Here is a 17,200-nt window from a genome sequence, read left to right on the forward strand (position 1 = left end):
TGATTCCTTACGGGTTGATGGCGTGGCCGATTCCACCGGAGTGGCCGACGCGCAGATTCTCGATGATGCCGGGCAGGACGGCGAGGACGCGGTCCACCTCCCCGGCCGTGTTGAACCGGCCCAGGCTGAAGCGCACGGACCCGACAGCGTGGCGCAGGGGCACGTCCATGGCGGTCAGGACGTGGGAGGGTTCGGGATTGGCCGCGGAGCAGGCCGAGCCGGTGCTGGCGCAGATGCCGTACCGGTCGAGTTCGCGCAGGATGTCCCCGCCCGAGACCGAGCCGAAGGAAAGATAGGAGGTGCCGGGCAACCGGGAGGTCGGGTCGCCGTTGACCACGGTGTCGGGCACGGCGGCCAGCAGGCCGCGCTCCAGCCGGTCGCGCAGCTCGCGGACCCGCGTCCGCTCCTCGTCCATGTGGGCTGCGGCCAGCTCGCAGGCCTTGCCCAGGCCGACGATGAAGGCCGTGTTTTCGGTCCCGGCCCGGCGGCCGGACTCCTGCCCGCCGCCGATGAGCAGCGAGCGGAAGGGCAGGCCCCGGCGGACGAAGAGCGCGCCGATGCCCTTGGGGGCGTGGAACTTGTGGCCGGACAGGGCCAGCATGTCCACCGGCACGGCGGAGAGGTCGATGGGGACCTTGCCTACGGCCTGGACCGCGTCGGTGTGGAAGAACGCGCCGCGCTCATGGGCCAGGGCGGCCATTTCGGCGATGGGGTGGACGTTGCCGGTCTCGTTGTTGGCCCACATGACCGAGACCACGGCCGTGTCGCCGCGCAGGGCGTCCCGCAGTTCCTCCAGGTCCATCCGGCCCTTGGCGTCCACGCCGAGCAGGGTCACGTCGTACCCCTCGTTCGCGGCGAGGTGTCGGCACAGCTTGAGGACGGCCGGGTGCTCCACCCGGCTGGCGATGACGTGGCGCTTCGCCGGGGCGGCGGCCAGGGCGGAGCGGATGGCGGTGTTGTCCGACTCGGACCCGCAGGAGGTGAAGACGATTTCGTCCGGCTCGCAGCCGAGCAGGGCTGCCGTTTGCCGCCTGGCCCGGTCAATGTCGGCGGCCACCTGGCGGCCGAATTCGTAGGCAGAGGAAGGGTTGCCGTAGCGCTCGGTGAAGAAGGGGGCCATGGCCTCGAAAACGGCCGGGTCCACGCGCGTGGTGGCGTTGTTGTCCAGATAGATGGTCTGCATGGCGTTCCGCCTGGTGTTGCGGTAGGATCGAGGCGTCGGCGTCCATGGGCCCGGCCCGTGGCGACGTCCAGCGGCTTATATCCCGGTTCATACAACTAAGTACGGAAATGGGGCCTGTAAACCCGTAAATCTAATTCCGGAGTTTGAGCGTATGAAATATATATTCGGGGCCGGGCGGTTACAGGGACATGACGCCGGGGACCTGGGCGGCCTTGCGGTAGATGTCCATGACCTCGTGGGAGGAGCACATATGGCTCTCGAAGCTGACGCCGACGTATTTGCCGGTTCGGGACGGCCGCTTGACCAGTTCATGGTCCTGGAAGAGCGTGCTGAATTCATCGAGCTTTTCAAATGGAACGATGAATTTGAACAGATAGGGACAGGGCCACTGATGGTGGTCGTCAAGAAGCTTGTGAAACCGCTCCTGGGTATCGTCCATGTGCTTTCCTCCGGGTGGGTCGGTGGCAGGGCAGTATCCCGCGTTCACCCATTTGTCAATTTTCGTCTCCGCGAACCTGTGGCGTCGCACAATCCTGCCGGGCGCGTCAGTTTATAATTGTAACGTTCCGCAGTTTCCCTAAGTTTATATTTGAATACCATTTTAAACCGTCATTTGAACTAACTTATGGAAATAATGAAAGCGGATGTGCTCGTCGTCGATGACGAGCGAATCAATCTCAAGCTCATCGAGGGCATCCTCAAGAACCAGAACCTGAATCTGGTTCTGGCGTCCGATGGGCGTGAGGCCTTGCAGGCCATCGACCGTCATGATTTCGCCGTGGCCCTGCTCGACATCATGATGCCGGACATGGACGGGTTCGAGCTGGCCGAGAAGCTGCGCGACGACGAGCGGTCGAGAACCATGCCGATCATCTTCATCACGGCCATCAGCAAGGAGCAGCGTCACGTCTTCCGGGGCTATGAGCTCGGGGCCGTGGACTACCTGTTCAAGCCGGTGGAGCCGGAGATCCTGCGGAGCAAGGTGACGGTCTTCGCCGACCTGCACCGCAACAAGCGGACCCTGGAGAAGACCACCCGGCGGCTGGAGGCCGTGGTCGGGGAGCTGGAGGCGTCCCGCCGGGCCCTGGAGAAGTCCGAGCAGCGCTACCGCATGGTGGCGGACTACAACTACGACTGGGAGAGCTGGATATCTCCGGACGGCTCCTTCACTTATGTTTCGCCCTCCTGCGAGCGGATCAGCGGCTACACGCCGAGCCGTTTTCTCGACGACCCCGAGTTCCTGGGCCGGATCATACACCACGACGACCTGTCCGCCTGGCAGAATTTCATGTTTGCGTCCTCGACGGACGACAGCGGGCTCACCTTCCGCATCTATCACAACGACGCCCGCGTCCGCTGGATCAGCATGGTGAAGCACGCCATTTCCTCGGACGAAGGCAAGGACCTCGGCATCCGCATGAGCATGCGCGACATCACCAGCCGCAAGCGCATGGAGGAGCAACTGAAGCACAGCCAGCTCCATGACCCGCTGACCGGCCTGCCCAATCGGGGCCTGTTCCTGGACAGGGTGGAGCGCGCCATCGATCATTCCGGAAAAAACGGAAACTATTTCACAGTTCTGTTCATCAACATCGATCGTTTCCAGGTCATCAACGACCACTATGGCCACACCACCGGCGACAAGGTGCTGGTGCGCATCGCCACGCTGCTCGCCCAGGTGGTCCGTACCGGCGACACCCTGGCCCGTTTCGGCGGGGACGAGTTCGTCATCCTCATGGAGGACCTGCCGCGCAAGGCGGACGTGCGCGACGCGGTCCGCGCCGTCCAGGCCGCCTTTGAGGAGCCCCTGGAGCTGGAAGGGAGCCGTTTCGCCATCTCCGCCAGCATGGGGTTCCAGATCACCCGCAATTCCGAGGTCGACAAGGCGGATCTCGTCCACAACGCCCAGCTCGCCATGTACAAGGCCAAGTCGGCGGGCAAGAACCGGTCCCGGGAATATTCACCCCGGATGCGGGAGGGGATCGTCAACATCCTGGCCGTGGAGAACGACCTGAAGCGGGCGCTCTCGGCCGGGGAGTTCGAGCCGTTCTTCCAGCCCCTGGTCAACCTGGCCGACGGCACGCTCTACGGGTTCGAGGCCCTGGCCCGGTGGCGGCATCCCGAGCGCGGGCTGGTCGGGCCCGGCGAGTTCATCCCCGTGGCCGAGGAGACCGGGCTCATCGTGCCGCTCGGCGTGCAGGTGCTGCACGACGCCTGCGCCTCCTTCAGGCAGTGGCGGGAGCGGTATGCCGGGGCCGAGAGCCTGACCCTGGCGGTCAACATCTCGGCCAAGCAGTTCGGGGAGCCCAGCCTGGTGCACGATGTGAGGCGCATCCTGGAGGAGACGACCCTGCCTTCGCACCGGCTCAAGCTGGAGATCACCGAGACCGTGGTCATGCTGGACGCCATGAAGTCCACGGGGCGGCTCAACGGCCTCAAGGCCCTCGGGATCATGCTGGCCATCGACGACTTCGGCACCGGGTATTCCTCCATGAGCTACCTGCAGAAGTTCCCGGTGGACCAGCTCAAGATCGACCTGAGCTTCGTTCGGCACATGGAGAAGGCGCCGGAAAACATCGAAATCATCCGGGCCATGGTCAACATGGCCCACAGCCTGCGGCTCCAGGTCGTGGCCGAGGGCATCGAGACAGAGCGGCAGCGCGATCTGCTTTATTCCTTGCAATGCGACTACGGTCAGGGCTATCTGTATTCCAAGCCCGTTCCCGCCGACCAGGCGGAGGACATGGTGCAGAAGTACATGAATTCCTGAAGTAATCGGATCGAGGAGAAGCACGCACGATGAACCTGAGCGCACCGCAACTCATCACCTGGATCGTGGGAGTCATTATCGGCGTCCTGGGCATTTGCATCCACCTGAACGTCATGTCCGTTCCCGCCCTGGAAGACGTGATTCGCCCTTTCTGGCTGGTCTCCGCGGGGTTCGTGATCCTGGCCGTCTCCAATCTTTTCAAGAGGCTTTGATCGACGATCGGTCCGGAACGCCGGACGAGTCTTTCGGAAGGGGGGAATGCGCGTCGTTCTCCCCTTGCCGTGTTCCGGGCCTTCCGGCTGACCCTGGTGTTCAGGAAGCAGTTTTATCCAATCGAATCCGGAGGTTGACGCCATGCCCGACTTGAAACGATGGAGCCGCGACGAGATCGGCCGCATGCGTCGCGACATGGACCGGATGTTCGACGACCTGTGCGCCGACTTCAACCTGCCCGTCATGCTCTGCCGGATGACCGGCGACCTTGAGCTCGTGGAGGAGAAGGGCGGGCTCGTGGCCCGGATGGCTCTCGGGGGCATGAATCCGGACACCGTTCGCGTCACGGCGCACGACCGCCGCCTGATCATCCAGGCCCAGAGCGTGGTGGAGGAGGGGCGCCGGCGCGAGGCCCGGACCTACAGCAAGGAAATCCGCCTGCCGTGCCGCATCGACGCCGACGGCGCCGAGGTGCGGTTCGCGGACGGCGTCCTGGAAGTGCGGCTGCCCAAGCTTCGTCCGGAGATCGGACGCCTGGCCCACCTGCTCAAGCGATAACCACGGAGAGACCATATGCCCGGCAAGAATTCCCTTTCCCCTCTCGGCGCGGATCAACTCAAGTGGACCCCGGACCCGGAGGCGCTCCCCTTCACCACCACAGCGGAACTGGAACCCCAGAATGACATCATCGGCCAGCGGCGCGGCGTCGAAGCCTTCCGCTTCGGCATGGGCATGGCCAAGAAGGGGTACAACATCTTCGTGACCGGATACCCCGGTTCCGGGCGGCTCTCCACCGTCCGCCGCCTGCTGCACGAGATGGCCGACGGCACCGGCGCGCCGGACGACGTCTGCTACGTCAACAATTTCAAGCAGCCCGAAGCGCCGATCATGCTGCGCTTCCCGGCGGGCGACGGCAGCCGGTTCAAGAAGCTCATCCAGGAGTTCCTGGACACCGTGAAGCGCGAGGCCCCGCAGCTCTTCGACAGCGAGGAGTACATCGCCCGCAAGAACGCCATCGCCGAGGCCCACGAGAAGCAGGTCATGGCCTTTTACAAGTCCATCGAGGACCGGGTGAAGGACACCGGCCTGGTCGTGGTCCGCATGCAGATGGGCCCGGTGCAGCGGCCGGACGTGGTTCCCCTGGTGGACGGCGAGCCCAAGCGGATGATCGAGCTGGAGGAGATGGTCGAGCACGGCCGGTTCCCCCGCGAGGAGTTCGAGCGGCTGCGCGACAAGCGGGCCGAGCTCAAGGAGGAGCTGGACCAGATCGTCCAGGAACTCAAGAAGCTGCAGAAGGAAGTCAACCGCAAGCACGACGAGGTTGACCGGCTGATGTTCACGGCCCTGGCCGAGGACTTCATGAAGCCGCTTCGGGAGGCGTTCGCGGACGAGAAGGTCCACGCCTATCTCGATTCCGTGCTGGACAACATGGCCGAGGACCTGGAAAGCATCAAGGCTCTGGGCGGGGCCCCCAAGCCGGGCATGATTCCGGGCATGGTCTTCGGCCCGCCGCCGCCCGAGGTGGTCTTTCAGCCCTACCAGGTCAACCTGCTGGTGGACAACGCCGATCTGGAGGGCCCGCCGGTCATCATCGAGTCCTATCCTACCTACCGCAACCTCTTCGGCTCCATCGAGCGCGTCCAGGACCGCTCGGGCGGGTGGCACACCGATTACACCAAGATCAAGGCCGGGTCCTTCGTCAAGGCCAACGGCGGCTACCTGGTGATCAACCTCATGGACGCCATCTTCGAGCCCGGCGTCTGGCAGACCCTCAAGCGGTCGCTCAAGACCGAGAAGATCGAGATAGAGACCTTCGACCCTTACTATTTCATCAGCGCCACCGGCCTGAAGCCGGAGCCCATCGACATGGAGGTCAAGGTCGTGGTCCTGGGCAGCCCGTACCTCTACGCGCTGCTGCGCAACTACGACGAGGACGTGCCTAAGATATTCAAGGTCCGCGCGGACTACGAAACGAGCATGGACCGGGGGGAGGACACCGCCCTCCAGGTGGCCCGCTTCATTCGGTCCGAGAGCGGGCGCAACGGGCTGCGCGCCTTTGACCGGAGCGGCGTGGCCGCCGTGCTGGAGGAGGCGGTGCGCTGGGCCGGTAGGCAGGAGAAGATATCCGTGGCCTTCCCCAAGCTGGCCGATCTGCTCAGCGAGGCCGACTACTTCGCGAACGTGACCGGGGCCGAGGTCGTCACCGGCGGGCACGTCCGGGAGGCCGTGGAGGCCAAGGTCTACCGCGCCAACCAGATCGAGGAGCGCATCCAGGAGATGATCGACCGGGGCAGCCTGTTCGTGGACACGGACGGCGAGGTCGCGGGCCAGGTCAACGGCCTGGCGGTCTATTCCATGGGCGACTACATGTTCGGCAAGCCCTCGCGCATCACGGCCGTGACCTCCCTGGGCAAGGAGGGGATCATCAACATCGAGCGCGAGGCCAACATGTCCGGCCCCACGCACAACAAGGGCATCCTGATCCTCTCCGGCTTCCTGCGCAGCCGCTTCGCCCAGGACAAGCCGCTCTCCCTGGCCGCCAGCATCGCCTTCGAGCAGTCCTACGGCGGCATCGACGGCGACTCGGCCTCGTCCACGGAGCTCTATGCGCTGCTGTCCTCGCTTTCCGGCAAGCCCATCCGCCAATATGTCGCGGTCACCGGGTCGGTGAACCAGTACGGCGAGGTCCAGCCCATCGGCGGGGTCAACGAGAAGATCGAGGGCTTCTACCTCTGCTGCAAGCACGCTGGGCTGACCGGCGGACAGGGGGTGATGATCCCCCACGCCAACGTCCGGGACCTGATGCTGCGCGACGAGGTGGTGGAGGCGGTCCGGGCGGGCATGTTCCACGTCTGGGCCGTGAAGACCATCGACGAGGGCATCGAGATCCTCACCGGCGTCAAGGCGGGCGTCCGCAAAAAGGACGGGACCTATCCGGCGGGCACCATCAACGGCCTGGCCGACGCCAGGCTGCGCAGCCTGGCCGACAAGCTGGCCGCCTTCGGCAAGGAAGACAACGACGGAAAGGGTGGGGCCAAGAAGAAGCCCACCAGCAAGAAGTCCGGCGGCAAGAAGCCGACAGAAAAGAAGTAATCAAGTCGTCACGGAAAGTTGTATTGTGGAAAAAACAACGGGGCGCGCCGTGGGCCGCCCCCTTTTTCTTGAAAGGGAATCCAATGAACCTGTTGCGCCTGAACATCTGGCGGAAGTGCATCCTGGCCGGATACGTCCTTTCCCTCGTGGTCCTGTTCGCCATCGACTGGGGCTATCATTTCAACGTGGGCCACGTGGTTCGCATCTCGGTGGGGGCCATCGCCCTCTGGCTTGCCGTGGACCGGCTCTAGAACGGCGTGATCACCGCATGATCGTGTGCTTTTCTTTTTAATTTCGAATGGTTGTCGCTGTTCTGTCGGGAAGGTCTCCCGTACGTTATCACGCACCTCGCGCAGCCATTGCCGACGCTCCTCAAGGGTGCCGGAGACGATGATGCGCAACAAACGCCGGCGGATGTCCCGCACCTTCGCCGTCGTCGCCTTCGATAATGCGGTAGGCCGCGTCGGACCGCATGATTCGGTCCACCCAGCCGGTGGGCCGGGCGGGCGGTATGTCTCACCAGTTGGAGTGGACGATGATGATGCCGTCGGCCGTGTCCTCGCAGTGGCGGGCGATGGCCGGGGCAGAGCGGCCACGCGCGGGATTTTCCCGGCCGGGAGCACGGCGTCGAACCTCTCGGCCTGGAGGTCGTGGAAGAGGACGGTGTGGGGGGGGCAGGACCGACCAGGCCTCGGCCGCGCTGGCGTGGCTGAAGCTCTTCGGGTCGGGATAAGCGGGGGGCAAGAGAGCGTTCATGAGCGCCTTCGTGGCCCGGTTCCCGGTTTCGTGTTGCCGGAAATCTCGAAGCAGCCAATCTTTTTCAAAAAACGCTTGACGCTGCGTTGGAGACGGGATTAGTCATTTTGCAAAAGCAAGGACTGTTGTGATTATGCGTACCTTCCACATCCTATCCGATCTTCCCGCCTTCGTCGGCGGCGTCGCCGTCGTCGTAGTAGACGTCGTAGTAGGTTGTGTCAGAAGGGACGCACCATAGCGGGTTTATTGCATTCTTAAGCGACATCCAAAAACCCCCGCCGGTGCGAGCCGGCGGGGGTTTTCCCTTCCCGGCTCCGGAGGCGGACAAGGAGGGACCACCATGCGACTCACCGGAGCGGAGATCATCATCAAATTGCTGGAGCGACAGGGCATCTCGACCATCGCCGGGATTCCCGGCGGAGCCAACCTGCCGCTCTATGACGCCCTTGCGGAAAGTCCCATCCGCCACGTCTTGACCCGGCATGAGCAGGGTGCGGGATTCATCGCCCAAGGCATGGCCCGCGTCAGCGGCAAGCCAGCGGTTTTCTTCGCCACTTCCGGGCCCGGCGCCACCAATACCCTGACCGCCATCGCCGACGCCAAGCTCGATTCCATCCCGGTCATCTGCATCACCGGCCAGGTCCCGCTCTCCATGATCGGCACCGATGCCTTCCAGGAAGTGGACACCTACGGGCTGAGCGTGCCCATCACAAAGCACAACTACCTGGTCCGGTCCGCCGAGTCCCTCCTGACCATCATTCCGGAGGCCTTCCGCGTGGCCGCTTCCGGACGGCCCGGCCCGGTGGTGGTCGACGTGCCAAAGGACGTGCAGACCGCCGTGGTCGAGTTCGACGAGTGGCCCGAGCCGGGCGTGCCCGAGGCCGGACCGGAGATCATCGAGGCCGAGATGCGCCACGCCGCGTCCATGATCAACGCGGCCGAGCGGCCGATCCTTTACCTGGGCGGCGGCGTGGTCCAGTCCGGCGCGTCGGCCGAGGCCCGGGAAATGGCCGAAAAAGCGTCCATTCCCTGCGCCGTGACCCTGATGGGCCTGGGCGTGCTGCCCACGGACCATCCTCTCTACCTCGGCATGCTCGGTATGCACGCGGCCCGCTACACCAACCTGATCCTGGAGGAGTGCGACCTGCTGGTGGCCGTCGGCGTCCGTTTCGACGACCGGGCCACGGGCAAGGTGGCGGAGTTCTGCCCCAGGGCGAAGATCATCCACGTGGACATCGATCCGAGCGAGCTGGACAAGATCAAGACCGCCACGGCCTCCATCACCGGCGACGTGCGGGACTCCCTGGCCGCGCTCCTGCCAATGGTGGAGCGCAGCGGGCGCAACGAATGGATGGCCCGCGTGGGGGCGCTCAAGGCCGCCCATCCCATGATCGTGCCCGAACCGGACAGCGCGGTCTCGGCCTATGGCGTCATCCTCAAGGCCGCCGAGCTGGCGGGCGAGGACGCCATCGTCTGCACCGACGTGGGCCAGCACCAGATGCGCACGGCCCAGGTCTATCCCTTCCGCCATCCCCGGCAGTGGCTGACCTCGGGCGGGCTCGGCACCATGGGCTTCGGAATGCCCGCCGCCATCGGGGCCGCCCTGGCCGCGCCGGAGCGCACGGTCATCTGCTTCAGCGGCGACGGCTCCATCATGATGAACATCCAGGACCTGGCCACGGCCGTGGAGAACAACGTCCGCATCAAGGTCATCCTGACCAACAACAACGCCCTGGGGCTGGTGCGCCAGCAGCAGGACCTCTTCTACGGCAAACGCTACTTCGCCTCGGATTATTCCTACGCCGTTGATTTCATCAAGATCGCCGAGGGGTTCGGCATGAAGGCCCACGACCTGGGGGCCTGCGCCGATCCGGCCGCCGCACTGGCCGCCGCCCTGGCCGAGGACGGGCCGTCCCTGATCCACGTGCCGCTCAGCCCGGACGACCCGGTCTATCCCATGGTGCCCCCCGGAGCGGCCAATTCCCACATGATCGGAGGTGAACGCCATGTGTAAGCAGACCGTGCTCGAACTTTCCGTGAACAACCATCCCGGCGTCATGTCCCACATCTGCGGCCTGTTCGCCCGCCGGGCCTACAACGTGGAGGGCATCGCCTGCATGCCCGTCAACGGCGGCGGAACCAGCGTCATCTGGCTGCTGATCAACGTGGACGACCGGCTGGACCAGATGGTCAAGCAGGTGGACAAGCTCCAGGACGTGCTGGCCGTGGGGCGGCACGACAACGGGCATCCCGTGTTCGACAAGATGTTGGAATTCGTCGGATAGCGACGACAGGCCGGGGCCGGTCGGAAGATCGGCCCCGTCTATTTGGCGGCCGCCTCGCGCGTGGCGCGGGCCAGCCTGGCGAAGGCGGCGCGCAGTTCCGGCGTCAGGGCCAGCTCCGCGTCCGAGGCCAGGATGTTGTAGGCGTTGGCCACGCGCCGGGCCGCCACGTCCGGGTTGCGGCGGCGCCAGGTTGGCCCGGTGGCCAGCAGCTCCCCGGCCCGCTTGAGGATGCGCCTGGCGCGGACGGCCGAGGAATGGCTGGCGTGGACCTTGCGCCAGCCGTTTTTCGCCGTGCGCTCCGCGCTGCCGTCGGCCAGGGCGCGCCGGGCCATGTCCGCCGCGGCCGCCGAATCGCCGCGCGGGTAGAGGAGCAGGTCCTCGCCGTCGGCGAACAGTTCGGAAAGGCCGTTTTCCGCCTCCTCGGTGAGCACGGCGGCCCCGCAGCCCAGGGCCTCGAAAATCCGGAAATTCAGTTCCCCGGCCGCGCTTTGGTTGAGCACCAGCCGACTTCGGTTGTAGACCGGCGCGTAGTCGCCCTGCGTGGCGAAGAGCGGGTGGCCGCGCCGGAACGCGTCCAGGAAGGCCTTGCGCTTCCGGTTGAATGACCCGGCCACCGTGCCCACGAAGCTCACCGGAATGTCCCGCTCCTCCCCGGTGTCGGCGTCCCGGAAGGCGTCGCAAAAAAGGGGGAACCATTCCAGCTCGTTGCCCAGTTGTTCCTGGGCGAAGAGAGGGAGGTAGTCCTTCTGCGCCACCAACATCAGGTCGAAGGCCGCGCCGTATGCCAGGTGCCAGGGGTTGCAGTACTGGTCGATGGAGAAGCCCACGGTCACGGCGGGCAGGGTCTCGACGCCGACGACCGACGGCGGGCGGCAGATGTCCGCCCAGACCACCAGGTCCGGCGTGAAGGCCCGCGCGCGCAGCACGGCCAGCAGCTCCGAGAGCGGGAGCATGGTGTCGAGGGGGACGTCGCACTCGGCGAATGGGCCGATCCACAGGACCTCGTGCCCCATCCGGCGGAAGGGCTCCACAAAGTAGCGGCCGTCGAGATTGAGAATGCGCATGGGCCTCCCCCGGCTGTTGGACCTTACAGCTTCTCTATACGCATTGTCCCGGCAAAACAAGCGGCCCGGCCGAGGTTGCGCAAAGGTCGGAAAACCGTGCGGGGGGCCTAAAGAAAATCCCGGAAGCGCCGATAACTACGTTGGGCAGGTCCAAGCGCCGCCCGGGAGCACCGATGGCCCTGACGGACGTCGAAAAGGCGTTACTCTTCAATTATTCGCAGCAGCTCCTGCAACAGGACATGCTGACGAACCAGCTATTCTACGGCTCAAGCGTGGGCCGCAACCTGCGCAGCATGGTGCTCGGCGAATCCCCGGGCGCGACGATCTTCACCAATCCCTTCGAGCAGGCCATCAGCGGCACCCTGCGGGCTGACGCCGGGGCCACCCGCCAGGCGGCGCGCAACGTGGGCGAGGCCGCGTCAATGATGGGCGTGGCCCGGACGGGCATGAGCACCATCGTGGACGCCCTGGATTCCATGGAATCCATCATCGAGGACATCGAAGCGGGCAACCTGCTCGCCTCAAGCGACGTGGTCAAGGCGGACTACGACGCCCTGCGCGACAAGATCACCGGCCTGATAAGCTCCACGGACTACAACGGCATCTACATGCTCGACAGTTCGCAGTGGGGCGCCGACCAGATTTCCTCGGGCGGGCAGGTCTACGTCCAGTCGAGCAAGAACGGCGGCTTCGACATCTCCTTCCACGCCGTGGACCAGGGTTCCTCCACCGTGGACTGGTCCGACCTGAGCGGCGCGGACCTGCAAGCCTCCCTGGCCACCCAGAAGAGCTACGTGGACAACCTCAGGAGCTTCGCCAGCTCCATCGAGGACATGTACCGGGTCAAGGAGGACAACCTCGCCTCGCAGCAGACCGCACTGGAGAGCCAGGCCCAGCTCCTGGACAGCGCGGCCCAGATGCGCATGCCGAGCGACCCGGACTATTCCCTGGAGCAGCTCCTGGCCGACCTCATCGTGCGCGAGACCGGCACCATCTTCGACTCCAACGGATAGGGCGCGCCTATCGGCCCTGGGCCGTGGGCCCGAAAAAGGGAATCGCCTTTGCCACGCGGGGCGATTTTGCTATATCCGTGGTCAGGGCCCGTTCCCGACATGTGTTGGCCAGCATCCCCCCTACCAAGGAGCCGCCGATGAACCGTCGATTCTTTCTCCAACTCTCGGCAGTGGCCGCCGCGCACACCCTGTTGCACTGGCGTTTTGCGGGCGCGGCTCCGGCGAAGACGCCGGGGGCTTACGACGCCGTGGTCGTGGGCGCGGGGTTGGGCGGGCTGACCTGCGCCGCCTATCTGGCGAAACACGGGTTCCGGACGCTGCTGGCCGAGCAGTACGACGTGCCCGGCGGCTACGCCACCTCGTTCTCCCGCGAGTCGGAAAAGGGCGCCTTCACCTGCGAGGTTTCCCTGCATTCCTCGGTGCTGGGCGCGGGCCCGGCGCGGGACATCCTCACAGACCTGGGCGTGTGGGACAAGCTTGACCTTGTTCCGCATCCGAACGCCTGGAGCTCGCGTTTCCCCGATTTCTCGCTGGACGTGCCGTCGAAATGCGGGCTGGACGGGTTCGAGCGCCAGCTCGCTCCGCTCTTCCCGGCCGAGGCCAAGGGGCTGGCGGCGTTCTTTCGGGTCTGGCGCAACGTCATGGCCGAAACCCGGAAGCTGGAGCAGGGGATGCCCAAAGAGGCGAGGGACCGGTTCCCCAAGCTGTTCCCGACGCTGTGGGACATCCACGACAAGACCCTCGGGCAGGTGGTGGACGCGCACGTCCGCGACCCGAAGCTGAGGGCCGTCCTGGCGCAGAGTTGCGGCTACTACGGGCTGCCGCCGTCGCAACTGTCGGCGTTTTATTATCTTTTGCCCACCGGGGAGTACATCTCGAATGGCGGGTCCTACATCAAGGGCACGTCCCAGGCCCTGTCCGACGCCCTGGCGGGGGCGGTGGCCGACGCGGGCGGCGAGGTCCGCTACGGCACGCTGGTGGAGGAAATCCTGCTGGAGGACGGCCGGGCCGTGGGCATCAGGACCGACGACGGGGAGGTCATCCGGGCCCGGACCGTGGTCTGCAACGCCAGCGCGCCCCAGGTATTCGGCAAGCTGCTGCCCGCAGGCGCGCTGCCGCAACCGGACCGGGCCAGGCTCGACGCCTACACGCACAGCCCCGGCACCTTCATCGTCTGGCTGGGGCTGGACCAGGACATCACGTCCAGCTTCAAGCTCCCCGAGCTGGCCCGCTACGCGAGCTGTGACCTGGACGCCAACTACGCCGACGCCATGCGTTGCCGGTACGACACCGGCGGCTTTTCCCTCATGGTCTACGACAACCTCATTCCCGGTTTTTCGCCCAAGGGATGCACGAGCCTGAGCATCGTGAGCGCCAGCGGCTACGACGTCTGGAAAGGGATGGAGGCGGCTTACCTGAAAGGCGACTGCCCAGCCTATGAGAAGTTGAAGAAGGAGCTGACGGATACGCTCATCGCCCAGGTGGAGAAGCACGTCATTCCGGGCCTGTCCAAGATGATCGTCATGCGCGACAGCGCCACGCCGCTGACCAACCTGCGCTTCACCCTGAACGCGTCGGGGTCCATCTACGGCTACAACCAGAGCGTGGACAACTCGTTCATGTCGCGCATCCCGAACAGGACTCCCGTACCTGGCCTGTTCCTGGCCAGCGCCTGGGGCAACCCCGGCGGCGGCTATGGTGGCGTGCTCGCGGGCGGCAAGGGCGCGTTCAGGGAGGTGGCCCGGGAACTGGGCGCGGCGTAGGGCGGCCGGAGAGGTCTTGCCGACAACGAAAACCGTCCTTCGTGCGAAGGACGGTTTTTTTTGATGCTGGAAATTTTCAGGACGGTGTCGCCTGCTGTGAAATTTAGCCGGACATAGCCGTAGCCGTGCGGGCCGAAGGCGTGATAACTAGGAGTCGCGGACATGAACATCTGACCGGAAAACATGGCTGTTGAACCACTTGCGACAACAATGGATTGCAACGAACAAGAGAGCGAAATGATGCCGATCGATCAGGAGACGATAGAAAAGGTGTTGAGGATTCTGAACGAGGAAATCGTCCCGGCGCAAGGGTGCACGGAGCCCATCGCCATCGCCCTGGTGGCCGCCAAGGTCAGGGAGGTGTTGGGCGAACTCCCTGAACGCGTGAAGATTTTCGTTTCCGGCAACATCATCAAGAACGTGAAAAGCGTCGTCGTGCCCAACAGCGGCGGGATGATCGGCATCGAGGCGGCCGCCGCCATGGGCCTGGTGGCCGGGGACTGCAAGAAGGACCTGATGGTCATCAGCGAGGTGACCGGGCAGGACATGGTGGCCGTCAGGGAATACCTGGAAAAGGCGTCCTTTGAAATCATTCATGAAAATACGCCGGTGAAGCTCTACGTGCGCATCGAGGCCTCTTCCGGGGACAAGAGCGCACTGGTGGAGATCCAGTACCTGCACACCAACCTCACCAGGGTGGTCAGGGACGGCCAGGTGCTGCTGGACCGGGGATTCAGCCCGGAGAACTTCAACACGACCCAGGAGGACCGCTCCATCCTGTCGGTCAGGTTGATCTATGACCTGGCCAAGAGCATCGATCTTGCGCTGATCCGGCCGCTGTTCGAGCAGGTCATCGAGCTGAACAGCGCCATTGCGGACGAGGGGTTGCGCAACACCTACGGCGTGAACATCGGCAGCAGCATCGTCAAGAATATCGAGCAGGGCATTTACGGGGACGACATCCGCAATCGCTGCGCCAGTTACGCCGCGGCCGGGAGCGACGCCCGCATGAGCGGCTGCCCCCTGCCTGTGATGACCACCAGCGGCAGCGGCAACCAGGGCATGACCGCCTCTCTGCCCGTGATCAAGTGCGCCCGGATGAAGGGGTTCTCCGATGAGCGGTTGATCCGTGCGCTCTTCCTGTCCCACCTGTGCACGGTGCACATCAAGACCCAGGTGGGGCGGCTGTCCGCCTACTGCGGGGCCATGTGCGCCGCGGCCGGGGTCAGCGGGGCCATCACCTTCCTGCTCGGCGGGGACTACGCCACCGTGGCCCACGCAATCATCAACACCCTCGGGAACATCTCCGGCGTGATCTGCGACGGCGCCAAGCCGTCCTGCGCCATGAAGATCGCCACCGGCATCTATGCGGCATTCGATTCCGCCACCCTGGCCGCCTGCCACAAGGACCTCCATGGCGGCGACGGGATCGTCGGCAGCGACGTGGAGGCCACCATCCGCAATATCGGCGAACTGGCCAGCGCCGGAATGAAGCAGACCGACGAGATCATCCTGAAGATCATGACGTCCTGATCCGGACAACCATAGCGACAGTTTGTGCCGATCGGCACACGGAAGGGGCGTGCCGGGCCTGTTGGATTGATCGCCTTCAAAATCCGGTGAAATCGAAAAGGGTTGCGCATATGAAAATGAGTTCCAAGGATTGGGGATGGGTGGCCGTCAACATCGGCATGGGCATCGGCGCGGGGATCGTCTTCCTGCCCATCCAGGCCGGGCTGGTAGGGCTGTGGACCTTCCTGCTGGCCATATTCCTCGCCTATCCCGCCCTGTACCTGTTCCAGCGCCTGTACATCAACACCCTGATAGAATCCCGCGAGGCCTCGGACTATACGACGACCATCCGCGAGTATCTGGGCGGCAAATGGGGGGCGGCGCTGGGCGTCATCTATTTCGTGATGCTGCTGATCTGGCTCTGCGTGTACAGCGAAACCGTCACCAACGACAGCGCCACATACATTCAGGCCGCCGGGCTGACGGACGGGCTGTTGTCCGCCAATCATCTTTATGCCCTGGTCCTGATCTGCTTTCTGGTCTTTCTCGCCTTTGCGAGCAAGACGCTGTTGTTCAACCTGTCCAAGGTCCTGGTCGTCGTCATCCTGTCGTCCCTGGTCATTCTCGGGCTGCTGATCCTGCCCCATTGGGATTTCGACAACATCCAGGATATCTCCTCGGTGTGGGGGATGCTGGCCCAGACCATCGTGACGCTGCCGTTCGCCATGACCTCGATCCTGTTCCTCCAGTCGTTGAGTCCGATGGTCATCTATGTGCGCTCCGAGTACGAGGACGTTGCGCTCGCTAGGCAAAAGGCGATGCAGATCATGAACCGCGCCTTCCTGATCCTGGCCGGGGTGGTCTTTTTCTTCGCCTTTTCCTGCACCATGTCGATTACGCATCAGGACGCCTACAACGCGTTCTTGGCCAACACGTCGTTCCTGGCCATCATGGGCAAGGTCATGCCCGGCGGCCTGGTGCCCGCCCTGGGGGTCGTCATCGACATCTGCGCCGTGACAACGTCCTTTTTCGGCGTTCTGCTAGGCCTGCACGAAGCCTGCCTCGGGCTGTACATGAACCTGTTTCTTGGCGACAGGCCCAGGGAATCGGTCAACATGGCCAAGGTCTCGGCAGGCGTCGTGGGGTTGATCGTCCTGCTCGGCTGGACCGCGACCATCGTGGATTTCCCCATTCTCTACTTCACCTCCATCTGCAGCCCCATCTTCGCCGTCATTGGCTGCTTCATCCCCGTCATTCTCGTTTACAGGGTGGACCTGCTGGCCAAATATCGCGGGCCGCAGTCCTGGATAGTCGTTGCGACGGGCATCCTGCTGGTGCTGTCGCCCCTGTTCGCCCTGGTCGAAAGTCGGTAGCGTAGGCGCGATACGCCAAAAAAGAAAACCGCCCTTCGCAAGAAGGGCGGTTTTCTTTGATATGTGGAGCTGCTGGACGGGATTGAACCGTCTACCTCGTCCTTACCAAGGACGCGCTCTACCGATTGAGCTACAGCAGCGTTCCGGCTGTTTTCGATGAAATGGCAGGCCGAGT

At 64.4% G+C, this 17,200-nt stretch carries 14 protein-coding genes and 1 tRNA gene; 11 read left to right on the forward strand and 4 right to left on the reverse strand.

Translation table 11 applies throughout. The annotated features are described in order from the left end of the window. Window positions 1-7 precede the first annotated feature (7 nt). Both nifS and PHP91_RS10610 read right to left on the reverse strand, forming a co-directional pair. The gene (gene nifS / locus PHP91_RS10605) at window positions 8-1,183 is read right to left on the reverse strand and encodes a cysteine desulfurase NifS (RefSeq protein WP_300140331.1); all 1,176 of its coding nucleotides are present in this window, start codon (window positions 1,181-1,183) and stop codon (window positions 8-10) included. A gap of 178 nt (window positions 1,184-1,361) precedes the next feature. Further along, on the reverse strand, window positions 1,362-1,622 hold the full coding sequence (locus PHP91_RS10610) for a DUF493 family protein (protein ID WP_300140333.1): 261 nt from the start codon (window positions 1,620-1,622) through the stop codon (window positions 1,362-1,364). A gap of 195 nt (window positions 1,623-1,817) precedes the next feature. Here PHP91_RS10610 and PHP91_RS10615 point away from each other — a divergent pair, with 195 nt between their 5' ends. The 7 genes from PHP91_RS10615 (at window position 1,818) to ilvN (ending at window position 10,300) form a co-directional block, all read left to right on the forward strand. Then, a complete protein-coding gene (locus tag PHP91_RS10615; RefSeq protein ID WP_300140335.1) occupies window positions 1,818-3,953 on the forward strand; it encodes an EAL domain-containing protein in 2,136 nt (711 codons plus the stop codon). Between the two features lie 29 nt (window positions 3,954-3,982). After that, window positions 3,983-4,165, forward strand: coding sequence for a hypothetical protein (locus PHP91_RS10620; protein WP_300140337.1), 183 nt, complete (start codon window positions 3,983-3,985; stop codon window positions 4,163-4,165). Window positions 4,166-4,307: 142 nt separating this feature from the next. Then, window positions 4,308-4,724: an Hsp20/alpha crystallin family protein gene (locus tag PHP91_RS10625; protein ID WP_300140339.1), complete on the forward strand. Its 417-nt coding sequence runs from the start codon at window positions 4,308-4,310 to the stop codon at window positions 4,722-4,724. A 15-nt stretch (window positions 4,725-4,739) separates the two neighbouring features. After that, the gene (locus PHP91_RS10630; protein ID WP_300140341.1) at window positions 4,740-7,259 is read left to right on the forward strand and encodes an ATP-binding protein; all 2,520 of its coding nucleotides are present in this window, start codon (window positions 4,740-4,742) and stop codon (window positions 7,257-7,259) included. An 83-nt stretch (window positions 7,260-7,342) separates the two neighbouring features. Then, on the forward strand, window positions 7,343-7,510 hold the full coding sequence (locus PHP91_RS10635; RefSeq protein WP_300140343.1) for a hypothetical protein: 168 nt from the start codon (window positions 7,343-7,345) through the stop codon (window positions 7,508-7,510). A gap of 845 nt (window positions 7,511-8,355) precedes the next feature. Further along, the gene (gene ilvB, locus PHP91_RS10640; protein ID WP_300140345.1) at window positions 8,356-10,029 is read left to right on the forward strand and encodes an acetolactate synthase large subunit; all 1,674 of its coding nucleotides are present in this window, start codon (window positions 8,356-8,358) and stop codon (window positions 10,027-10,029) included. Beyond that, complete coding sequence (ilvN, locus tag PHP91_RS10645) at window positions 10,022-10,300, forward strand: acetolactate synthase small subunit (RefSeq protein ID WP_300140347.1); 279 nt, start codon at window positions 10,022-10,024, stop codon at window positions 10,298-10,300. Before ilvB ends, ilvN begins: the two co-directional genes overlap by 8 nt. 38 nt (window positions 10,301-10,338) lie before the next feature. Here ilvN and PHP91_RS10650 read toward each other — a convergent pair whose 3' ends face one another. Beyond that, window positions 10,339-11,364 carry a glycosyltransferase gene (locus PHP91_RS10650; RefSeq protein WP_300140349.1) on the reverse strand — a complete coding sequence of 342 codons (1,026 nt, stop codon included), beginning with the start codon at window positions 11,362-11,364 and terminating at the stop codon, window positions 10,339-10,341. Window positions 11,365-11,537: 173 nt separating this feature from the next. On the opposite strand from PHP91_RS10650, the gene PHP91_RS10655 reads away from it, so the two are divergent. From PHP91_RS10655 to PHP91_RS10670, 4 genes are all read left to right on the forward strand, one after another. After that, a complete protein-coding gene (locus tag PHP91_RS10655; RefSeq protein WP_300140350.1) occupies window positions 11,538-12,377 on the forward strand; it encodes a flagellin in 840 nt (279 codons plus the stop codon). A gap of 137 nt (window positions 12,378-12,514) precedes the next feature. Continuing rightward, a complete protein-coding gene (locus PHP91_RS10660; RefSeq protein WP_300140352.1) occupies window positions 12,515-14,140 on the forward strand; it encodes an NAD(P)/FAD-dependent oxidoreductase in 1,626 nt (541 codons plus the stop codon). A gap of 237 nt (window positions 14,141-14,377) precedes the next feature. Next, window positions 14,378-15,673 carry an L-serine ammonia-lyase, iron-sulfur-dependent, subunit alpha gene (locus PHP91_RS10665; protein WP_300140354.1) on the forward strand — a complete coding sequence of 432 codons (1,296 nt, stop codon included), beginning with the start codon at window positions 14,378-14,380 and terminating at the stop codon, window positions 15,671-15,673. Between the two features lie 116 nt (window positions 15,674-15,789). Then, window positions 15,790-17,025: a hypothetical protein gene (locus tag PHP91_RS10670; RefSeq protein WP_300140356.1), complete on the forward strand. Its 1,236-nt coding sequence runs from the start codon at window positions 15,790-15,792 to the stop codon at window positions 17,023-17,025. Window positions 17,026-17,089: 64 nt separating this feature from the next. On the opposite strand, the gene PHP91_RS10675 is transcribed toward PHP91_RS10670, so the two are convergent. Next, window positions 17,090-17,165 (reverse strand) — tRNA-Thr (locus tag PHP91_RS10675). Between the last annotated feature and the right edge of the window lie 35 nt (window positions 17,166-17,200).

Source organism: Pseudodesulfovibrio sp., from assembly GCF_028692895.1.
Classification (GTDB): Bacteria; Desulfobacterota; Desulfovibrionia; order Desulfovibrionales; family Desulfovibrionaceae; genus Pseudodesulfovibrio.